The sequence below is a fragment of the Pseudomonadota bacterium genome, assembly GCA_036339585.1.
Classification (GTDB): domain Bacteria; phylum Pseudomonadota; class Alphaproteobacteria; order UBA8366; family UBA8366; genus UBA8366.
In genome coordinates this window covers 25,703-51,038 of record JAYZAS010000006.1, presented here as the reverse complement: position 1 = coordinate 51,038, position 25,336 = coordinate 25,703, and the positions used below count along the sequence as shown (strand labels likewise).

The following is a 25,336-nucleotide window of genomic DNA, read 5'->3' as shown; positions in this document are numbered from 1 at the left end:
TAAAATTTGTACACCTAGAACTAGCGACTTATTGTTGTAATTGAATTATAACTTTGAGATTACCAAAGCCTGGGAACACTTTATGACTGGGACAAGAGGCAACACTTACATTCCGATCAGTACCCCTAGGGTCGCAGAAACGGCACTCAAAAGGCACTTGGCTGGGCGCTGGGTTGCTGTGGTGCTAGGTGTTTTGGCATGTTTTTCCGTAATCGCGACGTATATGGCCATTCGAGGGATGGATCCTTTCGGGCCCGATTCAATATGGGTGTCGCGGCTTTTAGTTACAGACCTCGCCCTATTACTGATACTTGTTATTTTTATTGGTTGGCGAGTTGCTCGTGTTTGGACAGCCCGGTTACGAGGCTCAGCCGGATCAAGACTACATGTGCGCCTTGCAACTCTTTTTGGCTTCATCTCTATTGTTCCAGCTCTTTTGGTTGCGGGTGCGTCCGTGCTTTTCTTCAAATTTGGCGTGGAAACCTGGTTTTCGAGTGAAGTTCGAACAGCACTGAACCAATCCGTCGCCGTTGCTGAAGCTTACATGGCAGAACACAAAAATAATTTGCGCGCAGATGTGCTTGCTGTGGCAAAGTCGCTTAACCTTGAAACGAATGCTTTGCAGGGAAATCCTAAACTTCTGAATTATGCGCTGAATATTCAATCTAATCTACGCGGCTTGACTGAGGCGATTGTCTTCATCTCAAGCACGGGAGAAGTTTTAGCCAGAGCAGGACTTACCTACGTTTTGGAGTTTGAGGGAATACCACCTGAAAAATTTAATTTGGCGCGTAAAGGTGAAGTGGCAATATTAACAAGTAAAAACGATGACAGGGTAAGGGCACTAGTGCGCTTGGACAATTACATTGACCATTATCTCTACGTCGGCCGGTTTGTTGAACCGAAGGTTTTAGCGCAGACAAAGCGCACACAACTTTCAGTTGAACGGTTTGAAAATTTAGAACTCAAACGGGAGAATATAGAAATCTCGTTCGCATTATTGTTTATTGGTCTGGCACTTATTCTCTTATTGGCGGCGTCTTGGTTCGGGCTTATTGTTGCCACCCAATTCTCTGGTCCAATAAGTGCTTTGATTGACGCAACTGAAAGGGTGCGCTCAGGGGATCTCGCCGTACGAGTGCCCGAGGAGGCTGAGACAAAGGAACTTGGTCTTTTGAGCCGGGCTTTTAACCGAATGACTGGTGAACTTGGAAGAAGCCGTGGAGAATTAGTTGAAGCTAATCAGCAATTGGATGAAAGGCGGCGGTTTACTGAAACAGTTCTTTCTGGTGTATCTGCCGGAGTTATTGGATTGGATGAAGAGGGGCGAATAAACCTTCCTAATAGATCAGCGTCAACTTTGACAGGGCAAAATTTAGAACAAAGGCTCGGCGAGCTTTTGGGTGCGGTAGTTCCCGAAATGGGAAACATGCTTGACGAGGTGAAAAATTCATCAACTGGCCGGTTTATCGAACGTCAAATCCGAATCACACGAGAACGTGAACCCTGTACTTTAATCGTTCGTATTGGGACGGAGCACGTTGATGGGCAGGTTCGTGGCTTCGTGGTTACATTCGACGATATTTCGCAGTTAATGTCGGCTCAACGAAAAGCTGCCTGGGCAGATGTAGCTAGACGAATTGCCCATGAAATTAGGAATCCGCTCACTCCAATACAGTTGTCGGCTGAACGCTTAAAGCGCAAATATATGAATGAAATAAGCTCAGACCGTGAAACGTTTGAAACCTGCACCGACACAATTATCCGTCACGTTGAGGATATTGGCCGCATGGTCGATGAATTTTCGAGCTTTGCCAGAATGCCATTACCGGTAATGCGTTGTGAAAACTTATCTGAACTTGTTCGCCAGGCGGAATTTTTGCAAAGAAGTGCGCATCGCGAGCTCAGTTTTAGAACCGAATTACCGGACCAGCCTCTTTATTTTCGTTGCGATGGTCGGCAGATAAGTCAAGCGCTGACAAACCTCCTTTTAAATGCGGCGGAGGCTATTGAGGCCTGCCCCAATTTAGGGGCAAAAAAGGGGGAGATACATTTACGGTTAAGTCATTCTGATCATTTTGTTAAAATTGAGGTAGAAGATAACGGAAAAGGTTTGCCCAATAAACAACGTGATCGTTTGACGGAGCCATATTTCACAACTCGCTCAAAGGGGACTGGATTAGGGCTGGCGATAGTTCGAAAGATTATGGAAGATCACAAAGGTAGTTTGCAATTACGCGACGGGAAAATGGGTGGCGCTTGCGTCACTTTGTGTATGAGTGGTCCAAGAATTGAAAAAACCGATGATGAAACGACGCTGGGAGGTTCGTCAGAGGCTCCACAGCCAACAATGGAACAAGTTAGTGAATAGGAATCGAGACTAAGCCGTTGGCACACGATATTTTAATAGTTGATGATGAGAGCGACATTCGCAATCTTATCGCGGGTATTCTGCAAGACGAAGGATATGAAACTCGTGAAGCAGCCACGAGTCAAGACGCCTTCGCCGCTTTTGCCAGCCGCCAACCAAGCCTCATAATTTTGGATGTTTGGCTGCAGAACAGCAAGCTTGATGGCCTCCAAATGCTGGAACAAATACGCCAAGAAAATCCTGACCAACAGGTGTTGATGATAAGCGGACATGCTACTTTCGATATGGCTGTAAATGCGACCAAGATGGGAGCATATGATTTTCTTACAAAGCCTTTCAAAACAGATGTTCTTATCCACACTGTAGGGCGCGCCGTAGAGGATATCAGACTAAGAAACGAAAATGAAGAATTGCGGGCCCGCTCTGTCGAACAGCAAGCAGAACTTGTGGGTAAGTCTGCTGTGATGTCCCAACTGCGGAGCTCTTTGAATAAGGTTGCGCTAACAGATAGCAGAGTGTTGATAAGCGGTCCCCCAGGCAGTGGTAAAGGGGTCACCGCGGCCGTGTTGCATTCCAAATCTCCCCGCAATAAAGGGCCCTTCGTTACCCTATCTTGCGCCGGCCTCGACCCAGAAGACCTTGAAAGAGAGCTGTTTGGTCATGAGGCAAATGATGGAGTTGCTCGTCGTGTCGGGGCACTCGAAAAGGCTCATCGTGGTACATTACTTTTGGACGAAGTTGGTGATATTCCCTATGAAACTCAAGCAAAACTCGTCCGTGTTCTGCATAAACCAGAATTCACACGTATTGGCGGCACTTCAATCGTAAATGTGGATGTGAGGGTGCTTGCGTCAACTAACCGTGACCTTAAGGTTGCCATTGTCGATGGGGCCTTTCGTGAAGACCTTTTTTACCGGCTTAGCGTTGTACCCCTTCAATTGCCGCCGCTCTGCAACAGGCTTGAAGATTTACCAGAACTCGCAGAAGATATAATGCGGCGAACTGCGCAATCGACTAATCGTCCGCCTAGAAAGTTTTCACCGGATGCACTTGCTGCACTTCAGGCTCACAAATGGCCGGGTAACGTATGGGAACTGGTAAATGTAATTCAGCGTCTCTTGCTTTTAACGGAAGTTGATGTCACGGCTGCTATTTTGGCTAGCGATGTTCTTAAGGCGATAGGCGTGGATGAGAACGAAAAGAATGAGGACCTTTCTTTCGAACTAATGAACGTCTCTCTGCGACAGGCGCGTGAAGCTTTTGAAAGGCAATATTTGAATTTCCAATTGATACGTTTCGGGGGCAACATTAGTAAAACTGCTAGCTACGTGGGTATGGACCGCGCAGCGCTTCATAGAAAGTTGAAAAGCCTCGGCCTGCACGGTAATGAGAAAACCGTGCGTAGTAAGGGTTAATCTATCAATTCTGAATTGTGAGATAGTCAATGAACGTCATAGTCTGTGGTGCCGGGCAAGTTGGTTTCAGCATAGCACGTTATCTTTCTATTGAGGGTAACGACATTACGGTTATTGATCGTGCCCCGGAACTCATTGGACGCGTTAACGAAGCACTTGATGTGCAAGCGATGGTGGGTAATGCCTCCGAACCTGCAATTCTTGCCGCAGCAAATGCGGATGAGGCAGATATGATTATTGCTGTAACCTATGCTGACGAGGTCAATATGGTAGCATGCCAGGTTGCGCATTCATTATTCAATGTTCCAACAAAGATTGCGAGGATTCGCCAACAAAGTTTCTTGGACCCAGTTTGGGCGGACTTATTTAGCCGGGATCATATGCCAATTGATGTTATCATTTCGCCCGAGGTAGAGGTGGCAAGGGCAATAGATAGGAGGCTTGCCGTACCTGGGGCATTCGATATGATTCCTCTTGCTGAAGACAATGTGCGCGTCATTGGCGTCCGCTGCTCTGAGAAATGCCCCATTGTAAATACCCCCCTTCGACAATTGACTGAATTATTCCCAGACTTAAACGTAGTGGTTGTGGGCATTTCACGAGATGGCGATGTTTGGATACCTACATCAAGGGACCAAATGCTACCTGGTGATGAAGTGTATTTTGTTAGTGAAACTGAGCATGTCAGTCGAGTTATGGAAATTTTCGGGTATGAGGAAATAGAGGCCAGTAGGCTTGTGATTGTCGGTGGCGGTCACGTGGGTAAAAATCTCGCCAAGATGATAGAGGAACGTGAGGGCGTCACAGCTAAAATTATTGAAATGGATCGTGAACGAGCAAGAAAAATTGCCGAAACCGTTCCAGAAACCACAGTGTTGCAGGGCGATATATTCGATCAAGAGATACTCGCGGAGTCTAACATTGCATCTGCCGACACAATAGTAGCGGCGACCGACGATGACGAAACAAATGTGCTCGGATCTTTGCTGGCAAAACAAATCGGGGTGAAGCAAGCTATAGCACTAGTTAAGCGAGATAGTTATGCATCCTTGGTTACCAAACTGGGCGTAGATATACTCGTAAATCCTCGATCAATAATTGTGTCACAAATTCTACGTCATGTAAGGCAAGGTAAAATACGTAGCGTTTATTCGTTATGGGAGGGTTTTGGAGAAATTATAGAAGCGGAGGTTATGGAGACGTCTTCTTTGGTCGGCGCGACGCTGGGCGACAAGAAACTACCCCGTGGTGTTATAATCGGTGCGATAGTACGCGATAGTAAGGTGCTGATACCAAGGGTAGATACTGATATTCGTATAGGCGATCGAGTGATATTGCTTGCTGCCACTGGTACCATTCGGGAAGTAGAAAAATTATTCGCCGTGCGATTGGATTTTATGTAAGAACAATTGAATAAAAAAACAGATGCATTAATTAGGGATCAAAGGATTTTTCTATAATGGCAAAATGCGTCTATGTTAATGGTAAATTTTTGCAACGTCGTAATGCGGCGATTGACATTGAGGATCGCGGCTTTAATTTTGGTGACGCTGTTTACGAGGTTATTTTCCTAAACAACGGTAGTCTCGTTGACGAAAGTGAACACCTCGACCGGCTTGAATATTCCCTTTCGGAGCTCGACATCCCCTTGCCCAAATCTCGCCGAGTTTTATCGCTTCTTGTTCGAGAGGTTGTGCGACTAAACAGAATCAAAAACGGCTTCATTTATCTTCAGGTTTCGCGAGGAGTTGCTCCCCGTGACCATCTCATTCCTGACAACATTGCGCCTACGCTGGTTATTATGGCTCGCTCTTCAAATCTTATCGCAAAACCTACCATAAGAGACGGGGTTTCGGTAATAACGGTACCTGACCTAAGATGGCGCCGTCGTGATATTAAGACCACTCAGCTAATCGCCAATTGTTTGGCAAAATCCGATGCGGTAAAAGCTGGAGCAGGAGAGGCTTGGATGGTCGATGAAAGTGGCTCCATAACGGAAGGGTCTTCCTCAAACGCTTGGATTGTAACTGCGAATGGAGAGCTTTTAACACGCCCTCCGTCCAATGAGATTTTGAATGGCATTACGCGCCGTACAATTATTGCACTCGCAGAGGAGGAACGTCTAGATTTTCATGAAAGAGGGTTTACGACGGACGACGTATTGAAAGCGTCTGAGGCTTTTTTCACTTCGGCAACATCTCTAGCTACGCCGGTATTGTCTATTAATGGGAAAAAAATTGGAAATGGTAAGGTGGGCCCTATCACCAAAAAAATACAGGCGATGTACATAAAGTTTGCAAATAGTCCACAAAGAATAATATGAGGCCAGCACACATCGAAAAACCTGCGGTAATTCTATTTGATTGGGACAATACACTGATTGATAGCTGGCAAGTTATACACGCGGCATTAGTTGAAACCTTTATAGCTATGGGCAAAAAGCCTTGGGATCTTGAGGAGACAAAGCAGCGAGTTCAAAAGTCTTTGCGGGATTCCTTTCCTGCGCTTTTTGGAGAAAAATGGCATGATGCAGCAGATGTATTTTATGAGTCTTTTGAAAAGCTCCATATACAGAATTTAAAACCTATGCCGTTCGCTTCTGAAATGCTCGCGAGAGCGTCGCAGTTAGTGGATGTTCTGGGTGTTATCAGTAATAAGACAGGGAAATATTTACGAAAAGAAGTTAAACACCTTGATTGGGACAAGTACTTCTTTGACGTCATCGGTGCCGGTGACGCAGATTTCGATAAGCCTAATGCAGCTCCTGTAAATTTGTTTATGCAGAAAAATGCCATAGCGTTTGATGCTGTCATTTGGTACGTCGGAGATTCTGATATTGATATCGAAACCGCTAAAAATAGTGGGTGTATACCGGTATTAATAAATGGGCAAAAAGAGAAACTCACAAAGATTGAAAAGAATCACAATCAAATCTCGCTAGCCAGTTGCAAAGAATTGGCAACTTTTCTCGAGACGATATAACTATGTCTTTAAAAATGGTTACTTTTGTTTGATTAGTGTGGGGTACTGTGGCTCTATACAGGCTTAACAAATTAATTTGCTTAACAAGTAAAATAACCGTCTTGATCAGGATGGTATAAAAAGGGGCATGTAAGATGAAGAATGCGGATAAGCATCACAATCTCCAGGATGTTTTTTTAAACTCAGTTCGAAAAGCTAAAATGCCTGTTACAGTGTTTTTGGTAAACGGAGTAAAACTTCAGGGCATTATTACTTGGTTCGACAATTTCTGTGTGCTTTTGCGTCGAGACTCTCACTCTCAGCTGGTTTATAAGCATGCGATTTCCACGGTTATGCCATCACAACCGGTACAATTATTCGATGGTGATGGTGCCAGCGAAGATACTAATGAAGATGCCGACGACTAATTATAGATAGGGCCTCCATGTCGGGTTTCCAATTTGAACGTCCCGACCGCCATACAAATGGACGTTGTTTCTTAGTTCAGCCGAAATTGAAAAACGGTATAGTGCGGCGTTCCCCAGAGGCGTGTCTTGATGAGGCTGACGGGCTTGCGACAGCAATACTGCTCCATGTTATTGGCGCTGAAATAATCTCAATTAACAAGATTAATCCCGGCAAATATATCGGTTCGGGGCATGCTGAGCGAATCGGTAACATGTTGGATGAGCTCAATCGTCCGTCGTTAGTGATAATGAACTGCGCATTATCACCTGTGCAACAAAGAAATCTGGAGCGTATCTGGAATACAAAAGTCATAGATCGTACCGGGTTAATATTAGAAATTTTCGGAGCTAGAGCCAAAACAAGAGAGGGCAGAACCCAAGTAGAATTAGCTTCGCTGAGTTATCAAAGATCACGCTTGGTGAGGAGTTGGACGCATCTTGAACGTCAACGTGGAGGGCTTGGTTTCTTAGGTGGTCCGGGTGAAAGCCAATTAGAAATTGATCGCCGGCTTATAGACGAACGGATGGGTAGGTTGAAACGTGAACTCGATAAAATTCGTAAAACACGACGTATTCATCGCAAAGCTCGTAAACGTGAACCATATGAAATCATTTCATTAGTGGGATACACAAACGCAGGAAAATCAACACTATTTAACCGTCTAACTAAGTCGAGCGTTGTTGCACAGGATCAGCTTTTTGCAACTCTCGATCCAACACACCGTGCCCTAAAATTGCCCTCGGGGAGACAAGTAGTGCTGACAGATACAGTTGGTTTTATTTCGGATCTGCCAACTGAGCTTGTAGCTGCGTTTAGGGCTACTCTTGAGGAAGTAAGTGAGGCCGATATTCTAATACATGTACGCGATGTTTCGCATGCGGATACAGAGGCTCAATGTGAAGATGTGATGGGGGTGCTTGCAGGATTGGTAAGGCCTGATGCACAACCTCCGATAGAAGTGCTGAATAAAATTGATTTACTTGATGAAGCCCGGAGGATTACGCTACAACGTAACAACAGTTTGCTCAGAGAGCAAATTCCCGTTTCTGCAATGTCGGGCGAGGGACTGAACAACCTGATTAGTGTGATAGAAGGTGTGTTGGATAAGGCTCATGCATGTCACCATATTAAAGTAGCTCTTACTGATGGTGCCGCATTAGCATGGCTTTATCGTAATGGTCAGGTTCTTGAGCGCAAAGATGACGATACATATGCGCATATAGCTGTAACACTAAATCCTATTGATTATCAGAGGTTTAGCAGTCTTTTTCCAAGTTTAGTCAATACAAAATAAAAAAAAATAGCACGGACTGGTTGACAGAGAACCTTGCGATACTTACATCACGGCTGGCACTCGTTTTATTAGAGTGCCAATAATCGAAACGTACAACCGCGAGGCTGGCGTTAATAACATATGTTCAGAGAAACTTTTGACATTTGTAGGAGAAAACTAAATGAAACTAAGGCCGCTGCACGATCGTCTTTTAATCCGTCCTTTGGATGCGGAAGAGAAGACTGCTGGGGGGATCATTATTCCAGACACCGCCAAAGAAAAGCCGATGGAGGGCGAAGTAGTCGCCGCCGGATCTGGCACGAAGGGTGACGACGGGAAAATTACCCCCCTCGACGTTAAAAAAGGTAATCGCGTGCTATATGGCAAGTGGTCGGGAACCGAAGTGAAGGTTGACGGCGAGGATTTGTTGATAGTTCGCGAAACAGACGTTATGGGCATCATCGAGTAAGGATCTTAAGGGAAGGTTAAATACAATGGCTGCTAAAGAAGTAAAATTTTCAACTGACGCGCGCACTAAAATGCTTGCGGGCGTCGACATTTTGGCCGATGCGGTCAAGGTGACGCTTGGTCCAAAGGGGCGCAATGTCGTTTTGGATAAGGCTTTTGGGGCACCCCGAATTTCCAAAGACGGCGTCACAGTTGCCAAGGAAATCGAACTTAAAGACAAGTTCGAGAACATGGGCGCACAAATGGTTCGTGAAGTTGCGTCCAAAACCAACGATATTGCCGGTGATGGAACGACTACCGCGACTGTTTTAGCACAAGCGATCGTCCGCGAAGGTTCGAAGGCGGTAGCTGCGGGTATGAATCCGATGGATCTCAAGCGCGGTATTGATCTTGCGGTGGAGGCAGTTGTCGCCAATATTGGCAAAAGTGCAAAAAAAGTTAAAACCAACGAAGAGATCTCACAAGTGGGAACTATATCAGCGAACGGTGACGCAGATGTAGGGCGAATGATCAGTCAAGCAATGGAAAAAGTTGGAAATGAGGGCGTTATTACGGTGGAAGAGGCCAAAGGCCTAGAAACTGAATTAGACGTTGTTGAGGGGATGCAATTCGATAGAGGGTACCTGTCTCCGTATTTCATTACCAACGCAGAGAAAATGATCTGTGAAATGGAAAATCCTTACATTCTGTTGCACGAGAGCAAACTTTCCAGCCTCCAAGCGATGTTGCCTGTTCTTGAATCCGTGGTTCAATCCGGGCGTCCACTTATAATCATTGCTGAAGACGTTGAAGGCGAGGCTCTGGCTACTTTGGTAGTGAATAAGCTTCGTGGTGGGCTTAAGGTTGCTGCTGTCAAAGCTCCTGGTTTCGGTGATCGCCGCAAAGCAATGCTTCAAGACATTGCCATCCTCACCGGAGGACAGGTGGTTTCTGAAGATTTAGGTATTAAGCTTGAAAACGTTACACTGGACATGATGGGAAGTGCGAAGCGTGTTTCTATAGACAAAGACAACACTACGATTGTTGAAGGATCCGGCAAAAAGTCCGACATTACAGGTCGCTGTAATCAAATCCGTGCACAAGTCGAAGAAACCACCTCGGATTATGATCGTGAAAAGCTGCAGGAACGGTTGGCAAAACTAGCGGGTGGTGTTGCAGTAATCCGCGTTGGCGGAGCCACAGAAGTTGAAGTTAAAGAGAAAAAAGATCGTGTGGACGACGCAATGCACGCCACACGAGCCGCAGTTGAAGAGGGTATTGTCGCTGGTGGTGGCACGGCCCTTCTCAAGTCGCAAAAGGCTCTTAACTCTCTTAATCCTGCTAATGACGATCAACGTAGAGGCATCGACATTATTAAGGAGGCCATTTTAGCCCCAATCCGTCAAATTGCTGAAAATTCGGGTGAAGATGGTGCTGTTGTTTCTGGTAAGGTATTGGAGGCAAAGGGCAGCACTAGTGGTTTCGACGCCCAAACAGGTAAATATGTTGATATGGTTGCTAAGGGCATCATTGACCCAGCTAAGGTTGTGCGGACTGCTCTTCAAGATGCAGCGTCTGTTGCTGGTCTTCTAATTACTACGGAAGCGATGATAGCTGAAAAGCCGGAGCCTGCTGCTCCTGCAGCACCACCAATGCCTGACATGGGTGGTATGGGCGGCATGATGTAAATTTTGCCAAGATCGATTTCTGTAAGGGCCGCACTGTGTGCGGCCCTTCTTATTAGGAGGATATGTGTCACATATTATAGACCCGGAAAAAGTAGCTACTATCGTAAAGAAAGTAGCTGAAGATGAAATTCTTACACGGTTTGGTTCTCTTGAAAGTGCTGATATAATTGAGAAAAGGCCGGGTAATGCTGGTAATTTGGTTACCACAGCGGACATACAAGCAGAAAAGATATTAATCCGTGAATTACAAATATCATTCCCCGGCACTGTAGCAATTGGTGAAGAGACAATTGAGAACGATCCATCAATTTTAAAGGTATTAGACGAAGAGGCACCTGTGTGGTTAATCGACCCTGTAGATGGAACATCAAATTTTGCGGCTGGCAAGGAACCATTTACCGTACTTGTGAGCCTGATAATGAAACGTGAAAGCATATTCGGCTTAATATATTCTCCGAAGACCCACGAGATGGCTATTGCTTCAAAAGGCGAGGGTGCCTTTTGCAATGGGACGCCTATTCGTGTTGCTTCTTCTGTTTCTTTAGAAAAATCTTTTGGGTCGGCCCATGCCAGTGCTTGGGGGCGTGAATTTCGAGATATTGTTCGGGCTAAATTCGAGGGCTTTGCCAAAATGGTTAATTATCACTGTGCTGGGTTTGATTTTTTGCGTTTGGCCTGTGGTGATAAGCATTTTTCTCTTTATCGGACGTTACACCCCTGGGACCACGCTGCTGGAGTTCTCTTACATAAGGAAGCAGGCGGTTACTCGGCTTTATTGAACGGTGATGTTTATAGCAGTGCTGATAAAGTGTATGGTCTATTAACTGCTCCTAATGAAGAAGTCTGGAACTCGATTAATGCCTTCCTACGGCCACATTAAAGTTTCCTGACCATAGGAATTTATTTGTATCACTAACAAAAATGAGGACTTTCGATGAGTAAGATTGCTTTTATCGGTTTAGGTGTGATGGGCTACTCGATGGCTGGCCATCTTCAAAAGGGTGGGCATGATATTTCCGTTTATAATCGCACTAAGAGTAAGGCAGAAAAATGGGTAAAAGAATTCGAGGGGAGAGGTGCAGCGACGCCAAACGAGGCGGCCTCAGGGGCAGACTTTGTTTTTTCATGTGTTGGCAATGATGCAGACGTTCGTAGTGTTCTTTTGGGCAAAAACGGCGCACTTGAGGGTATGCAACCCGGCTCTGTCTTGGTTGACAATACAACAGCTTCGGCAACCCTCGCAGTCGAATTACATAAAATTGCAAAAGATAAAGGGATCGGGTTCATTGATGCGCCCGTCTCGGGTGGTCAAGCCGGTGCAGAAAATGGAATTCTTACAGTAATGTGTGGTGGTGATACAGATATATTTGAAAAAGCCGAGCCAGTTCTTAACTGTTTTGCGCGCCAAGTGACCCTTATTGGGCCACCGGGAAGTGGCCAACTCACAAAAATGGTGAATCAAATATGCATTGCCGGCCTTGTACAAGGTCTGGCAGAAGGTATGAACTTTGGTATAAAAGCCGGCCTTGATATGGAAAAAGTTATATCAACGATTTCAAAAGGTGCAGCCGGGTCTTGGCAAATGGAAAACCGAGCTAAAACCATGTGTAAGGATGAATATGACTTTGGCTTTGCTGTAGATTGGATGAGAAAGGATCTCGGTATTGCCCTTCAAGAGGCGCATAGTAACGGCGCGAGGCTTCCTGTAGCGGCTTTAGTAGACCAATTTTATGCTGCCGTTCAAAGTCGTGGTGGAGAACGTTGGGACACATCCAGTCTTATGCATTTACTTAAAAACGATTAATCACAAAGTGCTAGTCTATTTTTAGAGGTACAGTTTTAGCTGTTTGCCAATGCTCTTCCATTAATTCTAAGCTAGCATCTTCAAAGCTCATATCGGCAGCTTCCAGCTTTCGTTCGATAAAATGAAAGCGATCAATAAATTTTCGGTTTGTTTTTTTGAGCGCAGTTTCAGGGTCAATTTTGTAATGCCGTGCTAAATTAGCAACTGTAAAGAGAAGATCTCCAATTTCATCTTCCAGACAGGTTTGTGATGTGTTGGCATTTATTTCGGCTTTTACTTCAGCCAGTTCTTCGTCAATTTTTGCAACGACCTGGTCCGTTTGTGACCAGTCAAAACCTACTGTTGCAGCTCTTTTGGTAAGTTTTTTTGCTCGTACTAGTGCTGGAAGGTTTTTAGGAACATCATCTAAAATACTGATAGAACGTTTTTCTAAAGCTGCTTTTCTGCTTCGTTCCTCCTGCTTGTGTGCCTCCCAATTATTAGTTTGTCCCTCTGCATTATGAAAAGTTTCATTGGAAAATACATGAGGATGGCGTTCGACCATCTTTTCTGTGATAGTTTCAACAACATCATCGAAAGAAAACTCACCGTCTTCATTAGCAATTTGCGAGTAAAATACGACCTGAAATAGAAGATCGCCTAATTCTGATTTAAGCGCATCTATATCCTTTCGTTCAACAGCGTCTTCAACCTCATACGCCTCCTCTATGGTGTAAGGGGCAATCGACTCATAAGTCTGTTTTCGGTCCCATGGGCAACCGGTTTCCGGGTGACGGAGCTGTCTCATAACGCTTAGCAATTTTTTGATTTTATTACTCATTATGCAACTGTATCCTATTTGCCAGCTCCGTTGGACCTTGGTTTGTAATGCTGTTTATATTTCAAACCTAAGAAATTCGTCTAATGATAATTTGCCAAGGTTACTTGTTTTGTGATCATGGATAAGGAAAATAAAACATAATTAAATAATGATCGCCGTAGTGGAGGCGTAGATGGCGACGGCAAGCCCGCAAAACCGCTGGCGGTCAAAAAAACTGCTTCGTAAAATCTCAGTTGAATTTGACGGCACGAAGGTTTGTGCATGATGATTTGGTAGAAAATGCAGGGCGCTACAGGCTCCGAGGCAAAATTGAGGCTATGGGTTTTTCCTCCTACATCACCAAAGGTCTAATGCAATATGCCGATCACAATTCGGAGGCACGAAGGCTTTTAGAGATTTTTCGGGACACCTATTAGCGTGATCGAGATCTAAACGCCGAGTACTTTTAGTCTTAATGCAGCGATTACCGTTTGATGATATCGTCACAATGAACCGGAATGATTGGGTATCTTCTTATTGCGACGTGTTTCCAATGCATTCTCCTCAATTTTAATCCGCCAAGCGAGTGCTGCGGCGTTTAAAATACTGAATATTATTGCTATCTCTAAAGCCCCAAAAACCATCGGTAACACTGCTATTTCTGCGCAAACCACTAAATAATTTGGGTGTTTCATAAAGCGGTATGGCCCCCGGTTGATAATTGGAAAGTCATTTGATGAAATAACTCGTGTAGTCCAAAAGGGGCCGAGACTTGCGATAATCCAAAACCTGGATATTTGAAGTAGAATGAACACAGAAAGTAACTTTAAACTCGGTTCTGTAGCAGATGGAACAACCCACCAAATCGAGATCAACCAACTCACATGAATTAGAACTAGTAATGGATAATGTTTGCTGCCGTACTCGACCCCACCATTTTCGAGGAGACGTTTCGCATTTCTGTGGGAATGTATTAATTCAAAAAGGCGAAGTATCACTACAGATACTAAAATTAAATGCAAAACAGACAATCTCGTTATCGCTCCAAAACTGTAAAGCCAGCGGAAAAACCGGGCCCAAGCGCACCTAACAAACTCTTGTCTTTAAGGCCGCGCTCCATAGATTTCTTTAAAACAAAGAGTACAGTCGGCGCAGACATATTGCCATATTCTTTTAGGACAGCGCGAGCAGTTGCTAGCCGAGTTTTATCCAGTTTTAATGCTTTTTCCAAAGCATCTAAAACTTTTGCTCCTCCAGGGTGGAATATGTAGTTCTGTATCGAGGAAGGAGATATATGTTTTGACATAAGAAATTCTTCGGCAGCGATTCTCAGATTCTTTCGTACAAGCGTTGGCACATCACGACTAAACTGAACGCCAAAACCATCTTCTTCTATTGTCCAACCCATAATCTCTTTGGTGTTTGGCCAGCAGTATTCTCCACCGGCTATTAATCTATATCTGTTACCATCGGTTGAAATGACTCCACCTGCTGCACCGTCACCGAAAAGTGCGGTTGCTATAATATTACTTTTGGATAGGTCTGAGCTGCGAAACGTTAGGCCACACAGTTCTACAACCAATAAAAGCCATTTACTGCCAGGAGCGGCCCGCGCTAATGCTGAAACCCGGTTCAGGCCCATAATTCCTCCGGCACAGCCAAGACCGAAAATGGGAAGGCGTTCAATATTGCGTCTAAACGGGATCTTATCCATTAACAAGGCATCGAGGCTAGGTACCGAAAGGCCAGTCGATGAGACTGTTACCATACCGTCTATATCCGCCGGGCTTAGTTTAGCATCGTGGAGCGCCTGTATGGCAATCTCATTAAGGAGGGTAGTAGCATTCTCTACAAAAAGCTCGGTTCGATTTTTCCAGCCAGTGGCTGTGGTGTACCATTCAATTGGCACGCAAGAATAGCGACGAGTGATCCCGGCATTTTCATATGTTTTTGATAGTCGTGCAAAAGTACTCGGTCTTTCTTTAAAGATAGTTCGTCCTAACTCTTCGAATTCTGATTGCTCTATTACGTATTTAGGTACGGCAGTCGTTAAAGACAAAATGCATGCAGGTGACGACATGGGAGATGTTGGAAGCATATGCAAATTCTTTAGGTGTTAACGTTATCTCATAGACTAAGGCATTGTAACCTTTAAGATCGTTTTCCGGGGTGCAATGCTTCTATCACTAAGCAGTACAGCTCTATTTTTCATATAATTCAAAAACCACTCAGTACGATTCAATATGTCCAAAAAAATACATATTTTTTGGTCTAGCTAGATTTCGTGGTCAAAATTTGCTGTATTGGCGCGTAATTTAAATTTTAGAGACCATAGATATGGAAGATAATGTGTGGCAGAAACAGACCTTCACGGCGTTAAGGCGCCAAGGTATTGATTTAGTGTGTCATGTACCGGATGCAGGTCATGCTAAAGTGATAGAAATGTGTGAAGCAGATAATGAGGTGGATTGCATAACGTGTACCAGCGAGGAAGAAGGTATTCACATGCTTTCTGGTGCGTGGCTTGGAGGTCGCAAGGGTGTAATGTTGCTTCAATCAAGTGGTGTAGGAAACATTATAAATGCCCTCGCAATGCCCAACACGTGCCGTATTCCTATTCTTATTATTGTTACGATGCGTGGTGAATATGGAGAATTTAACCCGTGGCAGGTGCCTATGGGGCAGGGAACGCCGGCTTGCTTGGAAGCTATGGGGGTGCGTCTGTATCGCGCTGAAGAGCCTGGGCAAGTTGCGCCAGCAGTGGAGAATATGGCACGGCTAGCATATGATTCACAGCAACTGTGCGCGGTTTTGCTGTCGCAAGAACTTTTAGGAGCAAAAGATTTTAGGGAGTTGGCTAAATGACGAATGAGATCTCCCGACGCCCATTCGTTAAATCACTTCTTGATGCGCGTCCAAGTGGTTTAGCGGTTGTTGCAGGCCTCGGTTCTCCATGTTGGGATGTGGCGGCAGCGGGCGATCACGACCATAACATGTATATTTGGGGAGCTATGGGCGGGGCTGCAATGATCGGCTATGGGCTAGCGCAGGCCCAAAAAGAAAGACGGGTCCTAGTTATTACCGGTGATGGTGAAATGTTAATGGGTATGGGTGCTTTCTCAACCATAGCATGGAAGCCAACTCCCAATTTAGCTATTTTGGTTTTAGATAATAGCCGTTTTGGCGAGACCGGTGCTCAATTCACTCATACAGCGGGACCAACCGACCTTGCGGCGATTGCAGAGGCCTCAGGGATCAAATCTGTCCGCTCTGTTAATAATTTGGAAGAAGTTGAAGACCTTAAATCCTTTCTCTTTAATGAACCCGGACCAGTCGTGGCTGTCGCCAAAATAAAATATGAAAAGCTGAAATTCGTCCTTCCATCAAGTAGTGGTAGTTATTTGAAGGACCGGTTTAGAACAGCATTATTGGGGATAGGTAAGGCAACGTTGCCATAATGGTATCTTGGTTTGCTACTATTGAATCAACAAGGCGGGGGCTATGAAAGAAGATTTTGAGAAAAATGGGTTCCATGTCCTTAGGGGGGTGTTGACCAATCAAGACGTAGAGCGTCTGTCTACGCCGATACGTGCAGCATTTTGCAAAGGTGATTACGACACGTTCCATAAAGGCCCAGCGTATCCTGCTCCTGGAATACATTCCATGGGTCCACGTGTGTTAGATAAACACCCTGAGATAGCGGAAGTTAGCTTGGCTCATCCAGCCATCTTAGCAGCGGTTGAAGAACTTTTTGGTGAGCCTGCCATATTAGCGCAATACTGGTCTATTATGCGGCCTCCCGGTGCAGGTATTGGTGATAGGCCTTTCGTTAACGGTAGTGGGGCCCATTATGACTATAAACCCTGGCGATGCGTCGGATCGAATATAAATTGGATGTTTGCGGTTATACCATTCGTTGATTATACCGAAGCCGTTGGGCCTTTAACTGTCGCGCCCGGTTCCCATCGAAAATCAATTGTATTGCCTTCGGACGGTCGCGTTCATCAAGTTGATGCAGCGAAGGTTCCAGTGCCCAGCCAGATTGAATTAGTTGATCCGGTATTAAAAAAGGGTGATGTCGTTCTGATGGATGGGTTCCTTTGGCATGAGCCTCGACCAAACTATGGTAATTCTGATCGGTGTGGGCTTTATATGAAATTTCACGCAAAATCTTCTCCTCCTGCCTGCGGCCCAACAATTTATCCTTCTTCAGTGCACGACTTTCTGTCTGCAGGTAATAAGCATGTGATCCCGTATCATCGTGGAGATGGCAGATTTGCCGCTATCCAACAAAAACCTGTCAACTGCATTGAGGAAGCACAGATACTTATTGAAGACCGTAATGCTAAAATCCTTTTGATTAGAAACAATGCTGGTAAATGGCAACTGCCGAAATGCGATGCTAAAGAGGATGATGGAGCCAGTATTTTAGACGCTTGTAACGTGATGGGTTCGGTAATGAACCATTTCAAAGATCGCTTTGGTTTGAAGCTGCCTTGGCTGAGTTGGCTGACAGATATCGTCAGCAAGACGAGCAACAACGATGAAGAGAAGGAGAGTAGATGTAGAGTGTATGGGCACCGCATGCTATCCTCAGCAATTCTACTTGATCATGCAGAGGAGGATTACACTTGGATGTCCTCGTTGGATTTACACAAGTCTGATAAGGCAGGGGAGATATTAAAAGGAGCAGAAATCGCAAAGTGGATGGATATGTGGCAAAACCAAATCGATGAAGACGGCAACCCTGTAACAAGGAGTTATGGCTTACCCACAACACACGTGCAGTACTTCCGCTATAACGGTAATGGTAATGAAGAAGGTACCTGCAGGATTGGCGAATTTAATAAGGATGGACTTCCTATCGTTTGATTTAATAACTTTGTGCTATGCCGGTTAAACAGACCCCTCCGCACGCAGCGGAGGTGAAACTGACGTAGTCATCCATGCCCCGTTTAGCGTTCCCGTTTTTGCTTTCATTAGTTCCCATTTAAACGTCGACCTGACGTTATCTTTTGAAACAATTATCACCCTGAATAAAGCATACTGATTAGTTGTCACAATTGACTTTATGGTGTGTTCAGAATGGTTTATCATATCTCTATAATAAGGACCCTTTACCATAGCGGCGAAGCGTGCAAGCGGTCCGGTATACTTTTTATTGTCGGGATGGGCGAACTTCCATGTCTGCACGATGCCGGCATCGACTGACGGGCTGTCGTTTTGTTGGAGCGCTGTCAATTGTATTTCAACTACACGCTTTGCCGAGATATCAGGGTTTGGCGTCAGTAGCTCTTGTGCATTAGTAAACTCTGTTAAAGCTATCACAAAAGTCAGACTTGCAATAAATTTCTTCATCATAATCTCCAACCCTAATGCCATTCAATGCGGAAAATCATAAGCATAAGATGTAAGTCACATTTGAAGTTTTTCTACCCTTTCGAAGGTAAATAAATTGACGCACATCAGATAATGATTTCTTGTGAGCCTGCAAAGCACCCATTATCAGAGTATATATTTTCGCAACCCAAAGTTAGTTAAACGGGAACACCGCGAAATTTTCTTACGTCTTCTTCATTTAGAACCAACCTGACACCAAGTTTTCCTGTAGCCTTGCCCTTGCTCTCTTTTCTGATTGTAATATCAATCTGAGTGACTTCTTCAAATTGTGCGCAGTGACGCGCCAGCCGGGATATCAAACACTCCTGTGTTTCGTATCGTTTGTCTTTTGTGGATTCGTGTACAAAATCTAATATGGGATCGTAATCAAAGACATCAGCCATTGTGTCAGTTTCGGTGCATACTAGTCTTGGATTTACGGTTAACACGAGGTCCAACACCTGTATTTCAGGTAAAATCTTCGCAGCGCTATGTTTGCCAATGCACACACTTAGTTGGAGATCCGTAAGCTCTATGGTAGCGTCCAATTTATTCCTCTGAAACTATCAAAATGCAAAATGACTTCCTCGGTGTACTTGTGAATCATCTCGCATAACTCAATTCTTTGGTAGCAAGTATTTTCTGAACGCAGTAATGATATTTTAACTATCATCTGAATTTATCACAAAAGTAACTGCAATGAATTTCGATCCTGTAGACACTCAAAACGATCCTAATATTCAACACCGCTTACTCATTTACCGCGACATCGAAAAACAACTTACGCAGTTTGCTCTTTATGGAGAGCTTATGACAGATAAATACTCGCATCCGTTACAAGATCTGGTGCTAAATCACTTTAAGGTCCAAAGGATTGAAGAGTTAAAACCCAAACAAATTAGACAATTGTGGAGATTTGCAAAAGGTTTGAATGAGGTTGGTGGATTGTGGATGGTGTTTCATGGATATCGTCGGTTGATTCAAAACTGGATCGATATAACTGGCGATAAGCCTGTTGATCTGGATGAATTTTGGATAAACAGCACCGACCTAATTTTACATTCAGAAAGGTAATCAACTACGGTGCGATGTAAAGAACCGTAGTTACTAGCAAAATATAGGCGGCGGCATAATAATAAAATATCCAGCGGGGTGTTTTGCTTTGTTTTGCCATTGAAGTTCTCCTTTTTGTAGCGTCCAACTTTGGTTAAACTGGGCATGTATTCATGAATTTCTATTGTTTTGCATTTCTAAAAAACAGTAATAAAGAATGTTTTTGTGAAAGATCAACTGCATGTTTTCCTCACAGCAACACTACATAAATCTCTCGACCAAAAAGCGCGACGGGACTTATGTTAATACACCAGTATGGTTTGCACATGCTAATCCATCAACTCTTTATGTTTATTCGGTACAAAATTCAGGCAAAGTAAAAAGAATACGGAATTTTAAGAGAGTACGATTGGCGAGCTGCAATGCTATTGGAAAACTAAGTAGTGAATGGTTTAGCGGGGATGCATTTTTAGTTGATAAAAATAATGAAATAGATGCAGCTTTTAACCTTTTGCGCCAAAAGTATGGATACAGATTTCTTATAGCAAATATTTGCTCTAAAATCGTCGGAAACTATCACCGGCGCCAGATAATCAAACTGAATATCTGTAAGAATACTTAAGTGCTGTCAAGAATGCGTTAACCTACACAAGGATGCCGGCGAGCAGAATATCAGGCGATTTGGGTGGGTATAATGGTCCTGGGGTTTCGTAACATTATTGGCCTTTTGAGTTTCTGGCATAACATCCTTTGGGGTCACTATTGGGCCCAATTACAAAGAATTTCTGATCTAAAGCATGGCCTAGAGCTTTCCACTATCCTAAGTAGCTTTGTTTCCGCTCATTGTCTCTGTGCATTAGCTCGTTTTATTGTGCGACTAATCATCTTGTGTAAGGATATGATACTGAAGTTTTAAATGTTGGTAACGGCTGAAGCGTTATGAAACGGCTAGTTGAAAACCTCACGAAACAGCTTTAGTGTTTCTAGCCACGAATCCTTGTCCGCCTTCGCGTTATACGCGAGCGGTAATTTGAACTTTTTCCCCTTTTCAGTAGCACCCGGATTAGTGAAGCTATGAACGACGCCGGGATAATAAATATGTTTGTAGTCGGCTCCTGAAGCTTTCATAACAGCATCAAAAGCATCTATTGTGGATTTGTTAAGGAATGGGTCGTCTGCCCCGTTAAATACGCGGACCTTCGTTTTGAGATCCTTAGGTGTTTTCTTCACCCACTGTGTTAGCGTGCTGTGGTAGGCGACGACAGCATTTAAGTCGACACCAGCGAGCGCCATGTTAATAGCCACGTTGCCGCCGAAACAATAACCAATGGCTGCTATTTTTGTTGTTTCTACCGTATTGTGTTTTTTTAAAAGGTCATAAGCTGCGAGAAACCTAGATTTCATTTGATCAACGGATTTAGTTGCCGCTGTCATAAAACTTTGGGCATCCTTTGGATGGCTAGCCAATTTTCCAGTACCATACATATCAAGCGCAAGTGCGGTATATCCAAGTTTCGCCAGCATTTCTGCGCGCTTTCGAGCGTAAGCATCATGGCCCCACCATTCATGTACAACAATGATACCAGGTCGTTTGTCTGAAGTTGCATCATTATAGGCGAGATAGCCGGTAAATTTTTCATTACCTACCGTATACGCAACAGTTTGTGTTTTAATTCCCGCTTTAGCGTCCACGGGGGAAAGCCCATAAAAAACTACAATCGCAATTATCACGCTAGCAAGTTTTTTCAACATCGCAATCCTCCGACTTACAATCTAGTTTCTGCACACGACAGTTATATTGTTTTTTATTTTAAAGGGCCACCGTAATAGAAATCAATGTATGGTCGGTGCAAGATATCAGGCTCATAGTCTTCCAAATTTCAGCGGCTACATACTACGTTTAGGAGTAATTCCTCCTCTGATAGAGGTGAAGGAAACTCCCAATTTGGTTTTATTGGATCAATAGAAGTGCCACTTTCATTACCCATCCGCTTCTCGTGGAAAATGTATTTTAATATTTTGTACCGAGTCATCTTACAATCCGCTTGGCGATATACTTGAGTTGATAGATACCCGAGATGATTTGTATTTGTCTGTCTATTAACGACCAGAAAAATATATAATCGTTCTTTTTCCGAATTCGCTCAAAGTCGACAAAAACTGTATTTCCATTTTCATTCTTTACAACTTTTGTCCATTCTGCATTCGACGGAACTGGGATTATTGTTACTAAGAATAATATTGTTAGCGCCAGTCCAAGTGGACACAGATTTTTTCGAACTAAAATTATTACAATCAAAACTTCAAAAAATTTATGGAGCCCGCATTGCCGCAGTTTGCTGTGTTCACTGGCAAGGTATCCTGAAAAGAATTTTCGGTACATGAATGACGAATTTTACTTTTTGTTGCGTCTTAGCTTCCGTTCATCCTCAATTACCTCTGGAGGAAATTGGCTCATAAAGCAGCAGCAAACTCCCTCATCAATCATAGTTCTAGGGCCATTTGGATGAGCAATATGCTTATAAAAGCCATGAGAGTGCCCGTGGTCATGAGAGTGCCCGTGGTCATGAGAATCGCTATCTGACTCAATCGCATCATCATCTTCAGGATCCACAATTTGTTTGTATTCTGCGTGATGATGATGGACCGACACCATGCCCTTTTTCAAGCGTTTCTTGAACGATGACATCAGATCGTTGTTATCTGAAAAGATACCGGTTTCGGCTTCTTTTATTCTCTCTACAAAAGTATCGATCACGTGATTTTGATCGGCTAGATATTTTGCTTTAAAAAATTGAATATCCGAGTGTTTTTGCGCAATAATATCTACGTATTTGTTAATACGGTCAATTAGTCTCCCCGTGAAAAGAAAATAAGGGGCCACGACAATTTTTTTGTATCCAAGCTTGGTTATAATTTCCAAACCCTGACCCACGGATGGAAAAGTCACCCCTGAATAAAAGGTTTCCGACCATCCGAAACCCATATTTTCTGCAACTATTCTGGTTAACTTGGCAGCCTCGGCATTAGCCTGAGCATCTGAGGTGCCTCTCCCCACAACCACTAACATTGTATCGTAAAAAGTGTTCTGGTTGATATCAGTAATCTCCAAAGCCTCCAGAATTCTGGCTTGAAAAGCAGCAATCATTTCTGGGTGTAATGCTAATTCACGCCCATATTTTATTTTAATTCCAATATTCTTTTCCTGATAAGTTGTAAGAACAGATGGAATATCATTTTTTGCGTGTGTCGCAGCAAAGAGCATGCCCGGCACGGCTAAGATTTCTTCGACGCCCATATCTCGTAGCTCATCAAGACCCATATGGATATTAGGAGCAGAATATTCTAGGAATCCATATCTCACTGGGGTTTTTGGAAACCTTTTTTTTAAGCCCTTCGCAAGTAACGCGAACTCTTTTTCAGCTTTTTTAGACCGACTGCCGTGTCCACAAATCATAATACCTTTTTTAGTCATAGATTTTAGCTTTCTTAAAATCGTTAGTTCATAAGTGAATACTCTTGCCGTACATTCACTAACGTCCACCTTGCCCTATAGGGTACCCACGATGTAATCCATGGGGAAAGTGATAGCACCGCTTGGGGTTAGCAGAAAGGGTTGGTAGATGAAGAAATGGTTTGTCCCCTTAATTTCGGTTATACTGGGGATTGCTGCTTTATGGGCCCTAACAGTGTTTATTCTATATTTGTCGGCAAACTGAGGTGCTAGTAGCATTCAAACTGTGTGCAATCATTTCGCCTATCCTTTTAAAGAGGGCGTGCAAAGCTTAATTCATGTCCATCAGGATCTGTGATGTGAAAAAAGCGCTCCCCCCAAGTAGCGTCCTTCGGAGGGGTATCTGGAGTGTAGCCAGATTTTACCGCTAAATTATAAATAGCGTCGACATCAGCTACATAAAATATAGCACGCCCCCACCATGACCATTGTTTTTCTGGCGCTTGAACGGTCAGATTGACGAAACCGTCTCCAGCGAAAAAGCTACTGAAAGAGGCATCCTCGCCACCATACTTGAGTTCAAAACCCAAACTCTTGTAAAAATGAACTGCCCGCTTCATGTCATGCGTGGCGAAAGTGACGGCGCTTATCCCCTCAATCATATGCTTGGTACACAACGCTTCTACGCTTATACCGCGGCATGCAGAGAGTGCATTTAAATTCTGGATCTCTGCTTTCAAAAAGAACAGAAATTGATGGAGTAGGCGTCACGGTAAGCTTCGTCATTTTCATAAAATTTTAAAATTACTTGGGTTTGTGTTTCTTTATTGTATTAGAATCCACTTCGGCAATCGGACTTGCAATTTTAATTTTTGTTGGATTTTGGTCTTCAGGCATCAGTGCAATCACAGTTTCTACATCCGGACATCCATCCTCGTGACACTTCAGTTCCGATACCATGATTACAACATTATCATCTATACCCCATGTATTACGCACTAAATCTTTTACGCGTTGTGTATGATTAACCTTGGGTTTATTTGTAAATTCGAACATGCTGTAAAATGGCTCCTTTCTTCGCCTAATTTTTTCTCGACAGCATCCTAGAGAGAACGGCTTTACGTAAAAGGTTGAAACTAAGCATTGGGTTTATACATCAATAAATGTTATATTATAGCATTTGTCGATAGAGCTTAAACCGTAATACTTCGACAGGTTTCATTTGCAAACAAACAACCAGGAAATTACAGAAATGGTTAGCACTGAACAGGTTCCAGTAACAGTCTTAACAGGTTTTTTAGGCGCAGGGAAAACCACCCTTTTGAACCGCATTTTAACAGAGCAGCATGGCCATCGGTATGCTGTAATTGTCAATGAATTCGGGGAGGAGGGTATAGACAACGACCTGGTAGTGGATGCAGACGAGGAAGTATTTGAGATGAACAATGGCTGTATTTGCTGCACTGTTCGTGGCGACTTAATAAGGATATTAAGTGGCCTTATGAAGCGTGCAGATAAACTTGATGCCATAATTGTTGAGACGACAGGCCTTGCTGATCCTGCGCCTGTAGCGCAGACATTCTTCGTGGATGACGATGTTGCAAGCCGCACGAAACTTGATGCTATTGTTACCGTCGCCGATGCCGTCCACCTTGATGCACAATTGGGTGAGCATCACGAGGCGGAAGAGCAAATAGCCTTCGCTGATGTTGTTCTTCTGAATAAGACTGATCTGGTGGATGCTGCGCGACTTGATGCAGTTGAAACTCGTATTCGAAAAATTAACCCGTATAGTAAAATTATTAGAACCACGCATTGTGAGGCCGAGCTCAATTCAGTACTTGGACTGGATGCATTCAACCTTGATCGTGTCATGGAATTTGAGCCGGACTTTTTGGAGTCAGACCATGCCCACGAGCATGATGATGATATCACCAGCATTTCTTTTGTTTCAGAAACACCACTGGATATTGAGAAATTTCAGAAGTGGTTTGGCAAGCTTTTGCAGACTCGAGGGCAAGACATTCTTCGGTCAAAAGGCATTCTAAATTTTTCGAACACGAATGATCGTTATGTGTTCCAGGGTGTTCATATGTTAATGGATGCATCTACAATGGGTGCTTGGCCAGAAGGGCAACCGCGTAACTCCAGGGTTGTGTTTATCGGGCGAAATCTGGACAGTATGGGGCTGAAGGAGGGGTTTGAGAGTTGTAAGGCTGCGTAA

At 43.9% G+C, this 25,336-nt stretch carries 27 protein-coding genes; 17 read left to right on the top strand and 10 right to left on the bottom strand.

The window, feature by feature from the left end; all coding sequences use genetic code 11:
- The first annotated feature begins 82 nt into the window (after nucleotides 1-82).
- The 11 genes from VX941_06315 (at nucleotide 83) to VX941_06265 (ending at nucleotide 12,427) form a co-directional block, all read left to right on the top strand.
- On the top strand, nucleotides 83-2,371 hold the full coding sequence (locus tag VX941_06315) for a PAS domain-containing sensor histidine kinase (protein MEE2933021.1): 2,289 nt from the start codon (nucleotides 83-85) through the stop codon (nucleotides 2,369-2,371).
- A gap of 17 nt (nucleotides 2,372-2,388) precedes the next feature.
- Nucleotides 2,389-3,786 (top strand): sigma-54 dependent transcriptional regulator, encoded by a 1,398-nt coding sequence (locus VX941_06310; protein ID MEE2933020.1) that lies wholly within the window; start codon nucleotides 2,389-2,391, stop codon nucleotides 3,784-3,786.
- A 29-nt stretch (nucleotides 3,787-3,815) separates the two neighbouring features.
- Entirely contained in the window at nucleotides 3,816-5,189 is a 1,374-nt protein-coding gene (gene trkA, locus VX941_06305) for a Trk system potassium transporter TrkA (GenBank protein ID MEE2933019.1), read from the top strand.
- 56 nt (nucleotides 5,190-5,245) lie between these two features.
- The gene (locus tag VX941_06300) at nucleotides 5,246-6,109 is read left to right on the top strand and encodes a D-amino-acid transaminase (protein ID MEE2933018.1); all 864 of its coding nucleotides are present in this window, start codon (nucleotides 5,246-5,248) and stop codon (nucleotides 6,107-6,109) included.
- On the top strand, nucleotides 6,106-6,768 hold the full coding sequence (locus tag VX941_06295) for an HAD family hydrolase (protein MEE2933017.1): 663 nt from the start codon (nucleotides 6,106-6,108) through the stop codon (nucleotides 6,766-6,768). Before VX941_06300 ends, VX941_06295 begins: the two co-directional genes overlap by 4 nt.
- Nucleotides 6,769-6,902: 134 nt before the next feature.
- Nucleotides 6,903-7,175, top strand: a complete 273-nt coding sequence (gene hfq / locus VX941_06290) for an RNA chaperone Hfq (GenBank protein ID MEE2933016.1) — start codon at nucleotides 6,903-6,905, stop codon at nucleotides 7,173-7,175.
- Between the two features lie 17 nt (nucleotides 7,176-7,192).
- Nucleotides 7,193-8,509 (top strand): GTPase HflX, encoded by a 1,317-nt coding sequence (hflX, locus tag VX941_06285; GenBank protein MEE2933015.1) that lies wholly within the window; start codon nucleotides 7,193-7,195, stop codon nucleotides 8,507-8,509.
- 160 nt (nucleotides 8,510-8,669) lie between these two features.
- Nucleotides 8,670-8,957: a co-chaperone GroES gene (locus VX941_06280; GenBank protein ID MEE2933014.1), complete on the top strand. Its 288-nt coding sequence runs from the start codon at nucleotides 8,670-8,672 to the stop codon at nucleotides 8,955-8,957.
- 25 nt (nucleotides 8,958-8,982) lie between these two features.
- The gene (groL, locus tag VX941_06275; GenBank protein MEE2933013.1) at nucleotides 8,983-10,623 is read left to right on the top strand and encodes a chaperonin GroEL; all 1,641 of its coding nucleotides are present in this window, start codon (nucleotides 8,983-8,985) and stop codon (nucleotides 10,621-10,623) included.
- A gap of 64 nt (nucleotides 10,624-10,687) precedes the next feature.
- Nucleotides 10,688-11,503, top strand: coding sequence for an inositol monophosphatase (locus tag VX941_06270; GenBank protein MEE2933012.1), 816 nt, complete (start codon nucleotides 10,688-10,690; stop codon nucleotides 11,501-11,503).
- Between the two features lie 54 nt (nucleotides 11,504-11,557).
- On the top strand, nucleotides 11,558-12,427 hold the full coding sequence (locus VX941_06265; protein ID MEE2933011.1) for an NAD(P)-dependent oxidoreductase: 870 nt from the start codon (nucleotides 11,558-11,560) through the stop codon (nucleotides 12,425-12,427).
- A gap of 10 nt (nucleotides 12,428-12,437) precedes the next feature.
- Here VX941_06265 and mazG read toward each other — a convergent pair whose 3' ends face one another.
- Nucleotides 12,438-13,247 carry a nucleoside triphosphate pyrophosphohydrolase gene (gene mazG, locus VX941_06260; GenBank protein ID MEE2933010.1) on the bottom strand — a complete coding sequence of 270 codons (810 nt, stop codon included), beginning with the start codon at nucleotides 13,245-13,247 and terminating at the stop codon, nucleotides 12,438-12,440.
- Between the two features lie 257 nt (nucleotides 13,248-13,504).
- Between mazG and VX941_06255 the strand changes: the two genes are divergently transcribed.
- On the top strand, nucleotides 13,505-13,663 hold the full coding sequence (locus tag VX941_06255) for a hypothetical protein (GenBank protein MEE2933009.1): 159 nt from the start codon (nucleotides 13,505-13,507) through the stop codon (nucleotides 13,661-13,663).
- Nucleotides 13,664-13,729: 66 nt separating this feature from the next.
- On the opposite strand, the gene VX941_06250 is transcribed toward VX941_06255, so the two are convergent.
- Together VX941_06250 and VX941_06245 are read right to left on the bottom strand one after the other, a co-directional pair.
- The gene (locus VX941_06250; GenBank protein ID MEE2933008.1) at nucleotides 13,730-14,257 is read right to left on the bottom strand and encodes an isoprenylcysteine carboxylmethyltransferase family protein; all 528 of its coding nucleotides are present in this window, start codon (nucleotides 14,255-14,257) and stop codon (nucleotides 13,730-13,732) included.
- Between the two features lie 5 nt (nucleotides 14,258-14,262).
- Nucleotides 14,263-15,324, bottom strand: a complete 1,062-nt coding sequence (locus VX941_06245; protein ID MEE2933007.1) for a 3-oxoacyl-[acyl-carrier-protein] synthase III C-terminal domain-containing protein — start codon at nucleotides 15,322-15,324, stop codon at nucleotides 14,263-14,265.
- Between the two features lie 239 nt (nucleotides 15,325-15,563).
- Here VX941_06245 and VX941_06240 point away from each other — a divergent pair, with 239 nt between their 5' ends.
- From VX941_06240 to VX941_06230, 3 genes are read left to right on the top strand one after another with little or no spacing between them, the layout of a single operon-like run.
- Nucleotides 15,564-16,091: a thiamine pyrophosphate-binding protein gene (locus VX941_06240; GenBank protein MEE2933006.1), complete on the top strand. Its 528-nt coding sequence runs from the start codon at nucleotides 15,564-15,566 to the stop codon at nucleotides 16,089-16,091.
- Nucleotides 16,088-16,684 carry a thiamine pyrophosphate-dependent enzyme gene (locus tag VX941_06235; protein MEE2933005.1) on the top strand — a complete coding sequence of 199 codons (597 nt, stop codon included), beginning with the start codon at nucleotides 16,088-16,090 and terminating at the stop codon, nucleotides 16,682-16,684. Before VX941_06240 ends, VX941_06235 begins: the two co-directional genes overlap by 4 nt.
- Nucleotides 16,685-16,727: 43 nt before the next feature.
- Nucleotides 16,728-18,098: a phytanoyl-CoA dioxygenase family protein gene (locus VX941_06230; protein ID MEE2933004.1), complete on the top strand. Its 1,371-nt coding sequence runs from the start codon at nucleotides 16,728-16,730 to the stop codon at nucleotides 18,096-18,098.
- A gap of 24 nt (nucleotides 18,099-18,122) precedes the next feature.
- On the opposite strand, the gene VX941_06225 is transcribed toward VX941_06230, so the two are convergent.
- Complete coding sequence (locus VX941_06225) at nucleotides 18,123-18,584, bottom strand: DUF4864 domain-containing protein (protein ID MEE2933003.1); 462 nt, start codon at nucleotides 18,582-18,584, stop codon at nucleotides 18,123-18,125.
- A 179-nt stretch (nucleotides 18,585-18,763) separates the two neighbouring features.
- Nucleotides 18,764-19,153, bottom strand: a complete 390-nt coding sequence (locus VX941_06220) for a dihydroneopterin aldolase (GenBank protein MEE2933002.1) — start codon at nucleotides 19,151-19,153, stop codon at nucleotides 18,764-18,766.
- 151 nt (nucleotides 19,154-19,304) lie between these two features.
- Here VX941_06220 and VX941_06215 point away from each other — a divergent pair, with 151 nt between their 5' ends.
- Nucleotides 19,305-19,679, top strand: a complete 375-nt coding sequence (locus tag VX941_06215) for a hypothetical protein (protein MEE2933001.1) — start codon at nucleotides 19,305-19,307, stop codon at nucleotides 19,677-19,679.
- Between the two features lie 927 nt (nucleotides 19,680-20,606).
- On the opposite strand, the gene VX941_06210 is transcribed toward VX941_06215, so the two are convergent.
- The 5 genes from VX941_06210 to VX941_06190 all read right to left on the bottom strand — a co-directional run bounded on the left by VX941_06210 (nucleotide 20,607) and on the right by VX941_06190 (nucleotide 24,168).
- Nucleotides 20,607-21,410 carry a dienelactone hydrolase family protein gene (locus tag VX941_06210; GenBank protein MEE2933000.1) on the bottom strand — a complete coding sequence of 268 codons (804 nt, stop codon included), beginning with the start codon at nucleotides 21,408-21,410 and terminating at the stop codon, nucleotides 20,607-20,609.
- A 128-nt stretch (nucleotides 21,411-21,538) separates the two neighbouring features.
- Complete coding sequence (locus VX941_06205) at nucleotides 21,539-21,769, bottom strand: surface-adhesin E family protein (protein ID MEE2932999.1); 231 nt, start codon at nucleotides 21,767-21,769, stop codon at nucleotides 21,539-21,541.
- 284 nt (nucleotides 21,770-22,053) lie between these two features.
- Nucleotides 22,054-23,133, bottom strand: a complete 1,080-nt coding sequence (locus tag VX941_06200) for a sirohydrochlorin chelatase (protein ID MEE2932998.1) — start codon at nucleotides 23,131-23,133, stop codon at nucleotides 22,054-22,056.
- Nucleotides 23,134-23,423: 290 nt separating this feature from the next.
- On the bottom strand, nucleotides 23,424-23,774 hold the full coding sequence (locus tag VX941_06195; GenBank protein ID MEE2932997.1) for a VOC family protein: 351 nt from the start codon (nucleotides 23,772-23,774) through the stop codon (nucleotides 23,424-23,426).
- A gap of 142 nt (nucleotides 23,775-23,916) precedes the next feature.
- Nucleotides 23,917-24,168 carry a nitrate reductase gene (locus tag VX941_06190; GenBank protein ID MEE2932996.1) on the bottom strand — a complete coding sequence of 84 codons (252 nt, stop codon included), beginning with the start codon at nucleotides 24,166-24,168 and terminating at the stop codon, nucleotides 23,917-23,919.
- Nucleotides 24,169-24,364: 196 nt separating this feature from the next.
- Here VX941_06190 and VX941_06185 point away from each other — a divergent pair, with 196 nt between their 5' ends.
- The gene (locus VX941_06185) at nucleotides 24,365-25,336 is read left to right on the top strand and encodes a GTP-binding protein (protein ID MEE2932995.1); all 972 of its coding nucleotides are present in this window, start codon (nucleotides 24,365-24,367) and stop codon (nucleotides 25,334-25,336) included.